This window comes from Verrucosispora sp. WMMA2044, from assembly GCF_027497155.1.
In the GTDB taxonomy this organism is placed as follows: Bacteria; Actinomycetota; Actinomycetes; order Mycobacteriales; family Micromonosporaceae; genus Micromonospora; species Micromonospora palythoicola.
In genome coordinates, this window is the sequence record NZ_CP114913.1 from 3,914,516 (window position 1) to 3,928,405 (window position 13,890).

Sequence of the window (13,890 nt, forward strand, 5' to 3'; positions counted from 1 at the left end):
GGACTCCCGCTGCGGGGTCGAGCGGACGCCTCAGCGGGCGATCTCGGTGACCCGGGACTCGCGGACCACCGTCACCCGGATCTGCCCCGGATAGGTCAACTCCTCCTCGACCTGCTTGGCCACGTCCCGGGCCAGCACCGCCGCGCCGATGTCGTCGACGTCGTCGGGCTTGACCATCACCCGGATCTCCCGGCCCGCCTGCATCGCGAAGACCTTCTCCACCCCGACCTTGCCGGCCGCGATCTCCTCGATGCGTTCCAGCCGCTTGACGTACGCCTCCAGGCTCTCCCGCCGCGCTCCCGGCCGACCGCCTGAGCAGGCGTCGGACGCCTGGGTCAGCACCGCCTCCACGGTCTGCGGCGGCACCTCGTTGTGGTGCGCCTCGATGGCGTGCACCACGTCCTCGCTCTCGCCGTACTTACGGGCCACGTCCGCGCCGATGAGGGCATGACTGCCCTCCACCTCGTGGGTGAGCGCCTTGCCGATGTCGTGCAGGAAAGCCGACCGCTTGATCAACGGCACGTCCAACCGCAGCTCGGCCGCCATGATCCCGGCGATGTGCGCGGTCTCCACCAGGTGCTTGAGCACGTTCTGCCCGTACGACGTGCGGTAGCGCAACCGACCGAGCAGGGTGACCAGCTCCGGGTGGATCTCGGTGATGCCGACCTCCACCAGGGCGTCCTCGGCGGCCCGGTGGCAGAGTTGGTCCACCTCCTGCCGGGCCAGCTCGTGCACCTCCTCGATCCGGTGCGGGTGGATCCGGCCGTCCAGCACCAGCTTCTCCAGCGTCAACCGACCGACCTCCCGGCGCACCGGGTCGAAGCAGGACAGCAGCACCGCCTCGGGAGTGTCGTCAATGATCAGGTTGACCCCGGTGACCGACTCGAAGGCCCGGATGTTGCGGCCTTCCCGGCCGATGATCCGCCCCTTCATCTCGTCGCCCGGCAGATGCAGCACACTGACCACACTCTCGGCGGTCTGCTCGCTGGCCACCCGCTGGATGGCGTCGACCACGATGTGCCGGGCCCGCTGCTCGGCCGTCGACCTCGCGTCGGACTCGATGTCCCGGACCAGCAGCGCGGCCTCCCGCTTCGCCTGGCCCTCGATCGCCTCGACCAACTCGGCCCGCGCGGCGTCGGCGGTCAACCCGGCTACCCGCTCCAACTCACGTCGCCGCTGGTTCTCGACCTCGGCCAGCTCGGCCTCCCGCTCGGCCAGCGCCGCCTCACGGGCCGCCAGCGCGGCGTTGGCCGCGGTGAGCTGGCGTTCCCGTTCCGCGAGCCGCTCCACCTCCTCGGTGTGCAGCCGCTCCCGCTCGTCCATCCGGGTCGCCCGCCGCTCCACCTCGGCGGCCTGCTCCCGGGTGGTCGCGGCCAGCACCGCCACCTCCCGCTCACCGCTGCGCCGGGCCGCCGTGCGCAACTGCTCGGCATCCGCCTCGGCCTGCTTGTGCGCCCGTTCCAGCACCGTGTCCGCCTCGGCGCGGGCGTCGTCGAGCACCCGACGTGCCTCCGCCCGGGCGGCCTTCGCCTCGGCCTTGGCCGCCGCCGCCTCGGCGCGGGCCGCCGCCGCCGCGGACTTCGCCACATCGATGGTGCTGTTCGCCTCGTCGGCGGCCGTGCGTAGCGCGGCCAGCGATTGCTCCTGCCGGTCCTTCTCCGCGACGTACGCCGGATCCTCCGCCGCCGGACGCGACATGAAACCCCGCATCAGGCGCACGCCGAACAGAACCGCACCGAGGACCACGAGGGTCAACACCAGCACGGCGACGAGGATCACGACGTCGAAGGCGCTCATCGAACGGCTCCGTCCGGCCGGTCGCCGACCCCGAGGGCGACGGCAGGTGGGCCGGAACTCTGCTCACCGTCGTCGCTGGCCCCGAACTCCGCCGCACCGGGAGCGCCCGCCCCCGCGCTCATGCCGGCGCTCCGTTCCGCTGCGTGCCCCTGGCGGGCAACGCCGAACGAAGCCTCAAGATCGGCCCGCTCCGCTCGCTCATACCGGGACTCCGGTGAACCTGTGCCGCCTCGCCATGGCGCGCCTCCCCTGAACCGTCGCGCCGCAACAGCCTGCCGGGTGGGCACGCTCCTGCGACTCTGGACGCCCGACCGGAGCGCATGGCCGTGGGTTGGCTTCCTCCGCCGACGTCCCTGACGGCCGTCGGCGGGCCGGGTGCACTGTCACGTGAGCCCGGACCGGCCTGTCCGGAGCTGACGTACGCGGCCGAAGGTGCCGGCCAAAGTGATGCTGTTCTGTTACGGGATCTATGTTGTGCGCTTAGCCTGCGCTTGGTCGGGCAATGTGAGCCTTATGGCGAGGCTAGGTCTCAACCGGGCTCCGGTCAAGAACGGATGATCAAACCACCCGGACGGAGAGAAGTTAAATCGTCACCCTCCGCCTATGAACACTCGGACGCCAGTGGGCAAAAAAGACGAACAACCAACGCCGAGTTGACTCATCAGGGCTGGTCACGTCGCGAAGGTGGTCGTCGCAGCCGCGCCACACGCATCGCCCGCGCCCCCGGGACGGGCCAGGCCGGGATCACAGTTGGTGGACGGCACGACAGCGCGAACGCGCGGTCAGCGGTCGATCTCGCCCTCGGCGTCGGCGAGGGCGTCGGCGTCGATCTGCTCGGCGAACTCGGCCGCCTCGGCGCTCTGCGCGGCGATCGCGTCCTTCACCGCCCGGATCGCGACACCGGCCGGGTACCCCTTGCGGGCCAGCATGCCGACCAGTCGCCGGAACACCGCGTCCGGCTCGCCCCGGGCGGTCCGCAGTTTCCGCTCCACCAGGGCGCGGGCGGTCTCCGCCTCGGTGGTCTCGTCCAGCTCGTCCAGCGCCTCGCTGGCCGTGTCGCCGTCCACGCCGCGCTGACGCAGCTCGTTGGCGAGTGCTCGGCGAGCCAGCCCACGGCCGGTGTGTCGGCTGCTCACCCAGGCCCGGGCGAACGCGGCGTCGTCGATGATGCCGACCTCGTCGTACCGGTCGAGGACCTGGTTGGCGGTCTCCTCGGAGATGCCCCGCCGCGCCAACGCGCTGGCCAGCTCGGCACGAGTACGCGGACGCACCGCGAGCTGCCGCAGGCAGATCTCCCGGGCCACCTCGGCCTCGTCGCGAGGCGTGGCAGCCGCGTCACCGCGTGCCGAACCGCCGGCCCGTCGGGTGGAACCAGCCCTGCCCGGGGCCGGGGAACCTGGAGCCGACACGTCCGGAGCCGACGGGTCACCCGGGTCGGAGGTGTTGCCGGCAGCGCGGCGGCCTCGACGGGGTCGTGGTGTGGCGTCACCCGCGCGGGGCGGACTGGCATCCCAGCCCCGCCCCGAGCGGGCACGTCGTCCTGCCACGGATCGTCGATCAGAAGTCGACCGGCGGCAGCTCCGGGCCACCGGCGGCGTCGCCCGCGCCGACCCCGACGCCGAGCTTCTCCAGGATCTTCTTCTCGATCTCGGCGGCCACGTCCGGGTTCTCCCGGAGGAACTCGCGAGCCTTCTCCTTGCCCTGGCCCAACTGGTCGCCCTCGTAGGTGTACCAGGCACCGGACTTGCGGATGATCGACTGCTCGACACCGACGTCGATAAGCGAACCTTCGCGGGAAATGCCCTTTCCATACATGATGTCGAACTCGGCTTGTTTGAATGGGGACGCAACTTTGTTCTTCACGACCTTGACCCGGGTCCGGTTACCGACCACGTCGGTACCGTCCTTCAGGCTCTCGATGCGCCGCACGTCGAGCCGGACCGAGGCGTAGAACTTCAGCGCCCGACCACCGGTAGTGGTCTCGGGGCTGTTGTGCACCATGACGCCGTCGACGAAGTAGTTGTGGTTGCCCTCGACCTCGATGTCGAACCGGTTCATCGAACGGGTTTTCGGCTTAACCCGGACATCGATGATCCTTGCGGGCACCGGCACTAGCTCCGCCGGGACGAACTGCGGCTCGACTGCACACTGGCCCTGGAAGCGCGGCAGCAGCTTGGCCTCCATCACCGCCGGCACGTAGGGAGCAACCAGCTCTTGGAACTTCGCCGACGACTCCGTGGTGAAGACGATCGACGCCGTCTGTCGGGCCCCCCGGGACACCAGCTTCACGTCCATGCCGTACGCGTCGCGCAGGTGCGCCACCAGACGGTCGCGGCTGCCCTCCGCCATTGCCTCGACGCAGATCTCGATCCGGCCGGAGCCGCCGGTCGTACGTTCCTGCAGACCCTTGGAGCGGACGGTGAAGCAGCCATCGTCCATGTACCACACGGCGAGCGCGAGCGGGCTCAGCGCCTTGAGGTAGTCCCAGCTGAGGTGCTTCTTGCCGTCGCCCAGGTAGACCGCGCGGCGCAGCTCGTCCAACTCCGGCAGCGGGGTGAAGTCCACGAAAGCAGCGCCCCGGGCGTCGGTACGCCGGGAGTGGCCGATGTTGCCGAGCAGCGAGACCTTCCAGTCGAGATAGTCGACCTGCTGTGCACCGTGGCCGAGTCGGAAGCGGACACCGGAGCGATCCTGGCGGTTCGGCGACAGGTTACCGTCACCCATCAGCGAGCCGAGCAAGACCTGCCACTGCTGCTCGCTGAGACGGCGTGACTCGGCGAGCATCACCCGGTCGCCGGCGATCAACTCGCCCGCCTCCCGCCAGCCGCCGGGAGTGCGTACCAGGTGGTTGGCGGTGGCGGCGAACTGCGCCCGCCCGTTGCCACCCGACTTGGCGACGGTGAACTGGAGGAACTGCTCCGCCGGACCGTTGTTGAACCAGTTGGTGATCCGCTTCGGCTCCACCCGGTCGGTGTCCGGGTTGTAGGAGAGGACCTCGACGTCCATCCGCTGGTTGACGATCTTGCCGATCTTCTCCTGCGTGCCGTCGGCCAGGGTGACCCGGGTCGAGTACGACATGCAGCCGAACATGACCCCGATCTTCTCGCGGAGCTGGTTGATGAAGATCGCGGTGGTGCCGGTGTTGTTGAGCACGCCGGTGATCTTCCGCAGCGCCTGGCTCATCAGCCGGGCCTGGAGACCGACGTGACTGTCGCCCATCTCGCCCTCGATCTCGGCGCGCGGCACCAGCGCGGCGACCGAGTCGATCACGATGATGTCGATCGCGCCGGAGCGGACCAGCATGTCGGCGATCTCCAGCGCCTGCTCGCCGGTGTCCGGCTGGGAGACCAGCAGGGCGTCGGTGTCGACACCGAGGGCCCTGGCGTACTCCGGGTCGAGCGCGTGCTCGGCGTCGATGAAGGCGGCGATGCCGCCGGCCCGCTGGGCGTTGGCCACCGCGTGCAGGGCGACCGTGGTGTTGTGGGAGAGCATTCCGTTCGCGAGGAAGCTATGCGTTCCCGGAAGCATCACGTCGAAGGTGGGTTGGGTGCCCGCATCGGCGGCCTCGACGACCTGCTCATAGGTGTAGGAGGAGGTGGCCAGGTGCTTGAGGTGCGTCACGATCGCCTGGCCTGACGCCGACAGGCGCTCCCAGCGCCGCTCCCCCCATTCCACGATCTTGGCCAAGCGGCTACGGGAGCAGGCCAACTCGATGTCCGTACGGAACAGGTCTCCCGCGACCCTGTCGAATGCCCGATCACCACCACAGTCGTCGCGCAGGTCTTGAATGAGGCCCTTGAGGTGAGGGATGTTCTCGAACTGGGCGTCCCGCTCACTGGTGCGGAAGCACCGCTCGACCTGTGCACGACGCCGAGCCGAGCGGAATCCGACCTCGTCGACGAACCTGTGCGCCACCGATGGATTGACCGTCACGGTCCAGTAGTGGCGCTGGTACGTCTCGTTCCACTTTGAGGAGACAGTGTTGGGGATGTTGAGTCCGTAGAGCAGCAGCTGTACCTCACGGGCCAGTTGCTCGGACGCGGTGCCGAGCCCGATGGTCGAACTCTCGTCGATCCATCCGTCACCCTCGAAGAGCGCCGACAAGAAGGCGCGCTGCACCTTGTGACCTGCGGTGCGCACCCGGTAGGGAACGCTCTTGCCGTGCGCGGTGACATAGTCGAGGCCGTACTCCTCGGCGAGGCGCTTGCGGAACGCCCCGCCCGAGACGACGAACTCCTTATTGTCGTAGTCGCGGACCTCGACGCCGAACACCTGCTCCATGAGGTGGCGGTACTCACCACTCACCTCTGGGTCCCAGTTGGTAAACCGTACGCTGTGCTGGTAGCCAAGCGAGCCCTCGGCGACGAGGTAGCCCAGGACCACGGCCTCGTCCTCCGAAAGACCGTCGCCGTGGGCGGCCTCCGATGCGCCGAAGGTCGCCGACACCACGAAGTCGCCAGGTCGGATGTTGCCGACCTTCCGCCAAGCGATGAATCCACGGTCGGTCATCACTCGTAGTGGGTGGTTCTTCGTGGCGGTCACCGTCCGCCCGGATCGCAGCTCGAGCTTGATCACCGGCTTGCGGTTGTTGTGGGTCAAGGCGGCAACGGCTTCGAGCTCGCCCCGCTCGTTGACCATCCGCAAACCCAGGTCACGGATATCGGTGACCCGGCTGGTGCAGCTTGCGGGCTGACCGCATCGCGTGAAGAGCTCCTCGACGGTCTCCAGGCCCCGGTCCGTCCAGAGATGCGTGTCGGCCGTCAGGCACTTACCGCTGCTCTCCGGGCCGTACACCTCGACGACCCGGCCGCGGGGCAGACCGCCCACGCCGAGCGCCACGTCGAGCGCGATGGAACCGGTCGGAATGACCGAGGTCTGGATGACCGGTCGCTCCCCCAGCCGCATCACCGAGCCCTTGCCGAACTGCTTGTCGATCTGAGCGAGAGCAAGGTCGAGCGCCTTCTCCCGGTCAGGACCTGCCGCCATCGTTGCCACCCCTGCCTTCGCCGGCGTCTTTCCTGAGCTTCGCGTCACGCGGGACACGCTAGGCGCTGGGTCCGACAGAAAACCAGCCGACTGGCCGTGGCCTGTGGACGAGCACCCCGCTGTGGACAATAGCCGAACAGGTGTACGACTCGGCAAGAGACACGCGGAAGTAACGAATCGGCTGCTCAGCGTAGCCGGACGGGGACCCGGTCCGGATAGGCCGCGACCACGGCGCGCCACACCACGTGCGTCTCCACGCCGGCCTTGAGGGCCTGCTCGATGGTTCGCCCGCCGAGTTCCGACAGCACCTGGTCGCTGGCGATGCTGGTCGCGTACGCCGGACCGAACGCCTCGGCCAGGCGGGCCCAGAAGTCGGTCAGCCGCACGTGATCAGTCCTTCCTGTCCGGTGCAATCATCGGCACCGGACGCAACGCTAGCGCCAGCAGGGGTGCCACCGCGACCGCGGCGAGCAGGGTCAGCACCGGATAGCCCGCCAGTTGCATGACAAACCCGCTCAGTGCTCCGGCCGACGCTCCGGCCAGCCCCATGAGCAGGTCGGACAGGCCCTGGGCGCTGGGCCGCACCTCGTCCGGTACCGACTCCGACAGCAGGGTGGAACCGGCCACCATGGTCGCCGACCAGCCGAGCCCGAGCAGGATGAGCCCGACGGTGAGCCGGGGCGTGTGGTGCCCGGCGGTGCCGGCGACCGCGCAGGCGGCCAGCAGCGTCCCGATCCCGCCGAGGATGACCGGGCGCCGACCGAACCGGTCGGCGAGCCAGCCGACCACCGGTGCCAGCGCGTACATGCCGGCGATGTGCAGGCTCAGCACCAGCCCGACCACCGGCAGCACCTCGTCGACGGCGTAGTACTCCCGCAGGTGCACCGGGGTCATCGCCATCACCGCCACCATCACCAGGTGGCCCACGGCCACGGCGGACACGCCGAGCCGGGCGGCCGGTCGGGCGCGTACCACCGACCAGGCGGCGCGCATGCCCACGCCGCGCCGGGCCGGCGCTGCCGGTGCCGGGATCGGGCCGGCCGGGGCGAGCGCGGACGCCGCCTGGGCCGGCTCGGCCGGGACCGGTGGTGGACCAGGCGGAGGCGGCTCGGACGCGGCGGCCCGGGCCACCGCGAGCCGGCGCGCGGTGAGCAGCGGGTCGGGCCGCAACCAGAGCAGCAGTACGCCGGCGGCGAGCACGAACGCGACGGCGCTGAACGCGAACGGGCCGGACAGCGCCGGCAGCCCCCAGCCGCTTGTGGTCCGGTCGGCGAGCGCGGCGAAGTTCGGGGCGGCCACCGCACCGATGGTGGTGGCCCAGACGATCAGCGACAGTTGCCGGGCACGCCGGTCCGGTTCGGCGAGATCGACCGCGGCGTAGCGGGCCTGGAGGTTGGCGGCTGAGCCACCGCCGAAGAGGAGCATGCCGAGGAAGAGCAGCGGGACCGACCGGGTTGCCGCGGCGAGCACGACAAGCGCCCCGCCCAACGCCCCGACCACGTACGCGACGGCCAGGCCGGGGCGGCGGCCGTACCCGGTGATGATCCGGGTGACCGGCACGGCGAGCAGTGCGGCGCCGACGACGGCGGCGCTCTGCGCCAGGCCGGCCACGGCGGTGCCGGCGATCTCGGCGGCGAGCAGAGCGCCGACGGAGATGCCGATGGTCACGCCGATGCCGCCGACGACCTGGGTGGTGAAGAGCAGCCGCAGGGTGCGCCGCTGGATGGGCGCAACGTCCGGATGCGCCGGCGTGGTCGTCAGGTCAGTGGCCAACGGGAGGCTCCTTGGTAAGGGGTGACCATCCTTTCGCACCCGACCGACGGTCGGCAGCCCGGTTTTCGTCACAGCCCCAGGCCGCGGCCGATGATCTCCTTCATGATCTCCGTGGTGCCGCCGTAGATGGTCTGCACCCGGCTGTCCAGCCAGGCCCGCGCCACCGGGTACTCCGCCATGAAGCCGTAGCCGCCGTGCAGCTGCACGCACCGGTCGGCGACCCGGTTCTGCAACTCCGTGGTCCACCACTTGGCCTTGGCCGCGTCGGTCACCGACAGCCGGCCGGCGTTGAACTCGGCAACGCAGTGGTTGACGAAGGTCCGCGCGATGGTGACCTCGGTGTCCAGTTGGGCGAGGAGGAACCGGTTGTGCTGGAACTTCCCGATGGGCCGGCCGAACGCCTCCCGGGTACGCGCGTGGTCCAGGGTGAGGGCGAGCAGCCGTTCCGCGGCGGCGACCGCGGCCACGGCGATGCTGAGCCGTTCCCGGGGCAGGTTGGCCATCAGGTGGTAGAAGCCGTGGTTCTCGGTGCCGATGAGGTTGGCGGCCGGCACCCGACAGTCGTCGAAGAAGAGTTCGGCGGTGTCGTTGGCCTTCAGCCCGACCTTGGCCAGTCGGCGGCCCCGGGTGAAGCCGGCGGTCCCGGTCTCCACCGCGATCAGGCTCACGCCGTGGGCGCCCTCGTCGGCGGTACGGGCCACCACGATCACCAGGTCGGCCAGTTCACCGTTGGTGATGAACGTCTTCTGCCCGTTGAGCAGGTAGCTGTCGCCGTCGCGGACGGCGGTGGTGCGGACGCCGGCCAGGTCGGAGCCGGCGCCGGGTTCGCTCATCGCGATGGCGGTGACCAGGTCGCCGGAGCAGAACCGGGGCAGCCAGCGCTGGCGCTGATCCTCGGTGGTCAGCTCGGTGAGGTACGGCGCGACCACGTCGTTGTGCAGGCCGAAGCCGAGCCCGGAGCAGCCCGAGTTGACGATTTCCTCGACCAGGACGGCGTTGTACCGGAAGTCCCGCTGTCCGCCGCCGCCGTACGCCTCGTCGACGTCCGGGCCGAGCAGTCCGGCGGCGCCGGCCTTCCGCCACACCTCGCGGTCGACGATGCCGTCGGCCTCCCAGCGGTCGTGGTACGGCACGGCCTCGCGGTCCAGGAAGCGTCGGCACAGGTCGCGGAACGCGTCGTGGTCGGGCTGGTAGAGGTGCTGCTGCATGGCGGCAAGTGTGGCACCGCCGGGCGCGGGCGTCAGCCGGCGAGGGCGCGGGAGACGACGGTGAGGTCGGCGACCAGCCCGTCGTACGCGACGTCCTGGTTGTCGGCTCGCAGCACGGCGGACGGGTGGATGGTGGCCAGCAGTTGGGCCGGTGGTGCGTCGGCGGCGTGGCCGGTGTTGTCGACCGGCACCTGGTGGAAGTCCTCGGGGCGCTGGGCGGCGGCCGGCCAGGGCAGCAGCTCACCGCGCTGACGGGTGACCCGGAACGTCGGGCCGAGCAGCGCCTTCGCCGCGGTCGCCCCGAGTACCACGATCACCTCGGGGGCCAGCTGGGCGAACTCGGCCACCAGCCAGGGCCGACAGGCGGTGATGTGTACCCGGTCGGGGGTCTGGTGGATGCGCCGCTTGCCGCGTACTTCGAAGCGGAAGTGCTTCACGGCGTTGGTGAGGTAGATGTGGGCCGGGTCGAGGCCGGCGTCGTCGACCGCCTTGCGGAGCAGCCGACCGGCCGGGCCGACGAAGGGCAGCCCCTTCTGGTCTTCAATGTCGCCGGGCTGCTCACCGACGAAGACCACCCGGGCGCTGGCGTCGCCTCGGCCGAAGACGGTCTGTGTGGCGTCCCGGTACAGCTCGCAGCCCCGGCAGCCGGTGGCGGCCGCCCGCAGCTCGTCGAGGGTGTCGGCCTGCGGCGGAATGAACCGCTGTGCGCCGGGCGCGGTGTCGGTGTCGGCCATGGCGACTGTTCTACCCGGTTCGGTGCGGCCCACGCGAGCCAGCGGCGACGCGTCGCTCCGCGCGCCCGACCGTTCACGCCTCACGTGTCGTGGGGGGGGGCAGGGGTCTGCTCAGGCGGTGAAGCCTGGGGGCGGGGTGGGGCGGGCCGCGTGGGCGACCGTGTCGGCGAACGCCGGGATCTCCTTGTCGTGCAGGTCGCTGACGGTGATGCGCAGTCCGGGCGGGCCGGCGATCCGGTAGAGCGCGCCCGGCGCGACCACCCAGCCGGCGTCGCGCAGCACGGTCAGCGCGCTGGTCTCGTCGTCCACCGGTACCCAGACGTTGATGCCGGTGCGGCCGTGGGCGGGCAGGCCACGGTCGGTGAGGGCGGTGACCAGCGCGTGACGCCGTCGTTCGTAACTCTGCGCCGCCCGGTCGACAAGGGCGGTCGTCTCCGGGTCCGCCCAGAGCGAGAGCACGAGCCGTTGCAACACGGTGGAGACCCAGCCGGTGCCGACCCTTGCCCGGCCGGCCACCCGCGCCACCGTGGTCTCGTCCGCGGCCAGCACGGCCAGGCGCAGGTCGGGGCCGAAGGGCTTGCTGACCGAGCGGAGGAAGGCCCAGTGGGTGGTGGCTCCGGCGAGCGGGTGCAGCGGTACGCGAGCCAGTTCGGCGGCGTGGTCGTCCTCGATCAGCAGCAGGTCGGCCCGGCCGGCGAGCAGGGCGCGTAGGTCGTCGGCCCGGCCGGCGGAGATTGCCGCGCCGGTGGGGTTCTGGGCCCGGCTGGTCACGATGAGCGCTCGTGCTCCGGCGTCGAGGGCGGCGGCGACTCCCGCGACGATCGGCCCGTCGTCGTCGACGGGCATGCCGATCGGCCGTAGCCCGAGGGCGGCCAGCAGGTCGAGCAGGCCGGCCCAGCCCGGATCCTCCACGGCGACCGCGTCACCGTGGCGCAGGTGCGCGTCGAGCAGACGCTCGATGCCGTCCAGTGCGCCGCCGGTGAGGGTCAGCCCGGGCGCTGGTACCCCGTCGGCGGCCAGTCGAGCCCCGGCCGCCTCGGTCATCTCGGGTAGCACACCGAGGTCGGGATAGCCCACGGGGTCGCCGACGGTGTCGGCGAGGGCGGCCAGGTGCCGACGCAGCGGCGGCAGCAGCCGCTGGTCGGGTTGACCTCGGGACAGGTCACGCAGACCGGGTGCGGGCGGCGGGCGCAGGGCGGCTCGGCGGGCGGCGACCGCCGGTCGGGGGCGTACCCGGGTGCCGCGCCGGCCGGCGGTGACGACGAGTCCGCGACGGCGCAGCTCGGCGTAGGCCCGGGAGACGGTGGCGGGGCTGACGGCCAGGTCGGCGGCGAGCGTGCGCACCGGTGGCAGTGGGTCGCCGGGAGCGAGGGCGGCGTCGCGGATGGCGGATTCGATGCTGGCCGAAATCTCGACGGCCGTCGCACCGGTCACCTGATAGCGTGCTGACACAAAGATGAGATTGTACTAGAACAAAGGTGGAGGCATGTACCCGCAGACCACCCGCACCACCGCCAGCCGTTCCCGGGACCGGATGAGCTACGACCGGATCGCCGCGCACGCCGTACTGGACGAGGCGTACCACTGCGCGCTCGGGTTCACCGTCGACGGCGAGCCCCGGGTGCTGCCCACGCTGCACGTGCGCATCGGCGACACGCTCTACCTGCACGGCTCCACCGGCAGCCGGCCGCTGCTCGCGGCCCGCGCCGACGGCCTTCCGGTATGCGTCGCGGTCACCCTGCTCGACGGGCTGGTCTACGGGCGCTCCCAGTTCCACCACAGCGCCAACTACCGGTCGGTGATCGCGCACGGCACCGCACACCTGGTCACCGACCCGGACGAGAAGACCGACGTGCTGACCGCCCTGGTGGAGAAGGTCGGCACCGGCCGCGCGGCGGACAGCCGACCGCCGAGCCGGCGGGAGCTGGCCGAGACCGCCGTGCTGGCGTTGCCGCTGACGGAGGTGTCGCTGCGCACCCGCACCGGCGGGGTACGCGACGACCCGGCCGATCTCGACCTGGCGCACTGGGCCGGGGTGGTGCCGCTACGGCTGACCCCCGGCCGGCCGGAGCCGGACGCCGGGGTCACCGCGCCGCTGCCGGCGTACCTGCGCCCGCGCCGTTCGCCCTGGCACGAACCGGCGGTGCTGCGCGGTACCCACGTGCTGCTGGAGCCGCTCGACCTGGCGCACGCCGACGAGTTGTACGCGGCCACCGCCGACGCCGAGGTCTGGCGGCACCTCACCCGACCGCTGCCGACCGGGCCGGGGCAGGTGCGTGAGGTGATCATCGAGGCCCTTGCCGACCAGCAGCGGGTCGCCTGGGTGCAACGGTGCGCGGTCACCGGCGCGGTGGTCGGCTCCACCTCGTACTACGAAATCGACCCGGCGCGTCGGTCGGTGGCGATCGGGCACACCATGCTCGGGCGGCCGTGGTGGCGTACCGGGATCAACACCGAGGCGAAGCTGCTGCTGCTCGCCCGCGCCTTCGACGAACTCGACGCGGTGCGGGTGGTCTGGCACACCGACATCCGCAACGAGCGTTCGCAGCGGGCCATCGAGCGGCTCGGCGCGACCCGGGAGGGGGTGCTGCGGATGCACCGGTTGCGGCCGGACGGCTCGTGGCGGGACACCGTGCAGTATGCGATGACCGTCGACGAGTGGCCGAAAGCACAGGTCAGCCTGCGGGAAAGGCTTCGTGCCCAGCCCATGTCGGCCCGATGATGTCGGACGTGCTGGGAATCACCGACCTCTGGACGTACGTGCTGGGCACCGTGGCCATCGTGCTGCTGCCCGGCCCCAATTCGTTGTTCGTCCTCTCCACCGCCGCGCGGCGTGGCGTCGGCGTCGGCTACCGGGCGGCGAGCGGCGTCTGGGTCGGTGACGCGATCCTGATGTTCCTCTCCGCCGCAGGAGTGGCGTCGCTGCTCAAGGCGTACCCGCCGGTCTTCCTTGTGATCAAGTACGCGGGCGCGGCGTACCTGGGCTATGTGGGGTTGACCATGCTGCGCGGGGCGTGGCGACGCTGGCGGGAACGCAACGACCCGGCGACCCCGCGGTTGATCGATGCCGCGGAGCCGGCGGCGATGCGCAGCCCGTTCCGCAAGGCGCTGGTGATCAGTCTGCTCAACCCGAAGGCGATCCTGTTCTTCGTCTCGTTCTTCATCCAGTTCGTCGATCCGACCTACCCCTGGCCGGCGCTGTCGTTCCTGCTGCTCGGTCTGATCGCCCAGGTGACCAGCGCGCTCTACCTGACTGCGTTGATCTTCGCGGGTACCTTCCTGGCCGCCCAGTTCAGTCGGCGTCGCCGGCTGGCGGCCGGCGCGACAAGCGCGGTCGGTGCGCTCTTCCTCGGCTTCGGCCTCAAGCTCGCCCAGGGCTGAGCGGCGGACGG

The 13,890-nt window shown here is 71.0% G+C and carries 11 protein-coding genes and 5 pseudogenes; 2 read left to right on the forward strand and 14 right to left on the reverse strand.

Annotated features, from left to right (window positions below; all coding sequences use genetic code 11):
- Window positions 1-30 precede the first annotated feature (30 nt).
- The 14 genes and pseudogenes from rny to O3597_RS17830 form a co-directional block, all read right to left on the reverse strand.
- Window positions 31-1,797, reverse strand: coding sequence for a ribonuclease Y (rny, locus tag O3597_RS17770; protein ID WP_210937298.1), 1,767 nt, complete (start codon window positions 1,795-1,797; stop codon window positions 31-33).
- Window positions 1,794-1,919: a hypothetical protein gene (locus O3597_RS17775; protein ID WP_281601815.1), complete on the reverse strand. Its 126-nt coding sequence runs from the start codon at window positions 1,917-1,919 to the stop codon at window positions 1,794-1,796. Before O3597_RS17775 ends, rny begins: the two co-directional genes overlap by 4 nt.
- A gap of 660 nt (window positions 1,920-2,579) precedes the next feature.
- Window positions 2,580-3,344 (reverse strand): regulatory protein RecX, encoded by a 765-nt coding sequence (locus O3597_RS17780; protein ID WP_281601816.1) that lies wholly within the window; start codon window positions 3,342-3,344, stop codon window positions 2,580-2,582.
- 10 nt (window positions 3,345-3,354) lie between these two features.
- Window positions 3,355-3,612 carry a hypothetical protein gene (locus tag O3597_RS28580; protein ID WP_348650365.1) on the reverse strand — a complete coding sequence of 86 codons (258 nt, stop codon included), beginning with the start codon at window positions 3,610-3,612 and terminating at the stop codon, window positions 3,355-3,357.
- Window positions 3,604-3,841 (reverse strand): annotated as a pseudogene (locus O3597_RS28585) (hypothetical protein); the annotation flags it as partial. The gene O3597_RS28580 and the pseudogene O3597_RS28585, both read right to left, overlap by 9 nt.
- Before the next feature lie 185 nt (window positions 3,842-4,026).
- Window positions 4,027-4,887 (reverse strand): annotated as a pseudogene (locus O3597_RS17790) (recombinase RecA); the annotation flags it as partial.
- Window positions 4,879-5,274: pseudogene (locus O3597_RS17795) on the reverse strand (hypothetical protein); the annotation flags it as partial. The pseudogenes O3597_RS17790 and O3597_RS17795, both read right to left, overlap by 9 nt.
- A gap of 3 nt (window positions 5,275-5,277) precedes the next feature.
- Window positions 5,278-6,591: pseudogene (locus O3597_RS17800) on the reverse strand (LAGLIDADG family homing endonuclease); the annotation flags it as partial.
- Window positions 6,565-6,783: pseudogene (locus tag O3597_RS17805) on the reverse strand (hypothetical protein); the annotation flags it as partial. The pseudogenes O3597_RS17800 and O3597_RS17805, both read right to left, overlap by 27 nt.
- A gap of 185 nt (window positions 6,784-6,968) precedes the next feature.
- On the reverse strand, window positions 6,969-7,169 hold the full coding sequence (locus tag O3597_RS17810) for a DUF3046 domain-containing protein (protein ID WP_281601817.1): 201 nt from the start codon (window positions 7,167-7,169) through the stop codon (window positions 6,969-6,971).
- Between the two features lie 4 nt (window positions 7,170-7,173).
- Entirely contained in the window at window positions 7,174-8,556 is a 1,383-nt protein-coding gene (locus O3597_RS17815) for an MFS transporter (protein WP_281601818.1), read from the reverse strand.
- Between the two features lie 68 nt (window positions 8,557-8,624).
- Window positions 8,625-9,764, reverse strand: a complete 1,140-nt coding sequence (locus tag O3597_RS17820; RefSeq protein WP_281601819.1) for an acyl-CoA dehydrogenase family protein — start codon at window positions 9,762-9,764, stop codon at window positions 8,625-8,627.
- Between the two features lie 32 nt (window positions 9,765-9,796).
- Window positions 9,797-10,498, reverse strand: a complete 702-nt coding sequence (locus tag O3597_RS17825) for a UdgX family uracil-DNA binding protein (RefSeq protein WP_164445621.1) — start codon at window positions 10,496-10,498, stop codon at window positions 9,797-9,799.
- A gap of 111 nt (window positions 10,499-10,609) precedes the next feature.
- Window positions 10,610-11,950, reverse strand: coding sequence for an aminotransferase class I/II-fold pyridoxal phosphate-dependent enzyme (locus O3597_RS17830; RefSeq protein ID WP_281601820.1), 1,341 nt, complete (start codon window positions 11,948-11,950; stop codon window positions 10,610-10,612).
- Window positions 11,951-11,984: 34 nt separating this feature from the next.
- Between O3597_RS17830 and O3597_RS17835 the strand changes: the two genes are divergently transcribed.
- Window positions 11,985-13,220 carry a bifunctional pyridoxamine 5'-phosphate oxidase family protein/GNAT family N-acetyltransferase gene (locus O3597_RS17835; RefSeq protein WP_281601821.1) on the forward strand — a complete coding sequence of 412 codons (1,236 nt, stop codon included), beginning with the start codon at window positions 11,985-11,987 and terminating at the stop codon, window positions 13,218-13,220.
- The gene (gene leuE / locus O3597_RS17840) at window positions 13,217-13,879 is read left to right on the forward strand and encodes a leucine efflux protein LeuE (RefSeq protein ID WP_164445623.1); all 663 of its coding nucleotides are present in this window, start codon (window positions 13,217-13,219) and stop codon (window positions 13,877-13,879) included. Before O3597_RS17835 ends, leuE begins: the two co-directional genes overlap by 4 nt.
- Window positions 13,880-13,890: the final 11 nt, after the last annotated feature.

What these genes read in the sequence shown, in the direction of transcription:
- rny (WP_210937298.1), bottom strand. Translation starts at nt 1,797, where the DNA reads ATGAGCGCCTTCGACGTCGTGATCCTCGTCGCCGTGCTGGTGTTGACC.
- O3597_RS17775 (WP_281601815.1), bottom strand. Translation starts at nt 1,919, where the DNA reads ATGAGCGCGGGGGCGGGCGCTCCCGGTGCGGCGGAGTTCGGGGCCAGC.
- O3597_RS28580 (WP_348650365.1), bottom strand. Translation starts at nt 3,612, where the DNA reads ATGTATGGAAAGGGCATTTCCCGCGAAGGTTCGCTTATCGACGTCGGT.
- O3597_RS17820 (WP_281601819.1), bottom strand. Translation starts at nt 9,764, where the DNA reads ATGCAGCAGCACCTCTACCAGCCCGACCACGACGCGTTCCGCGACCTG.
- O3597_RS17825 (WP_164445621.1), bottom strand. Translation starts at nt 10,498, where the DNA reads ATGGCCGACACCGACACCGCGCCCGGCGCACAGCGGTTCATTCCGCCG.
- O3597_RS17835 (WP_281601821.1), top strand. Translation starts at nt 11,985, where the DNA reads ATGTACCCGCAGACCACCCGCACCACCGCCAGCCGTTCCCGGGACCGG.
- leuE (WP_164445623.1), top strand. Translation starts at nt 13,217, where the DNA reads ATGATGTCGGACGTGCTGGGAATCACCGACCTCTGGACGTACGTGCTG.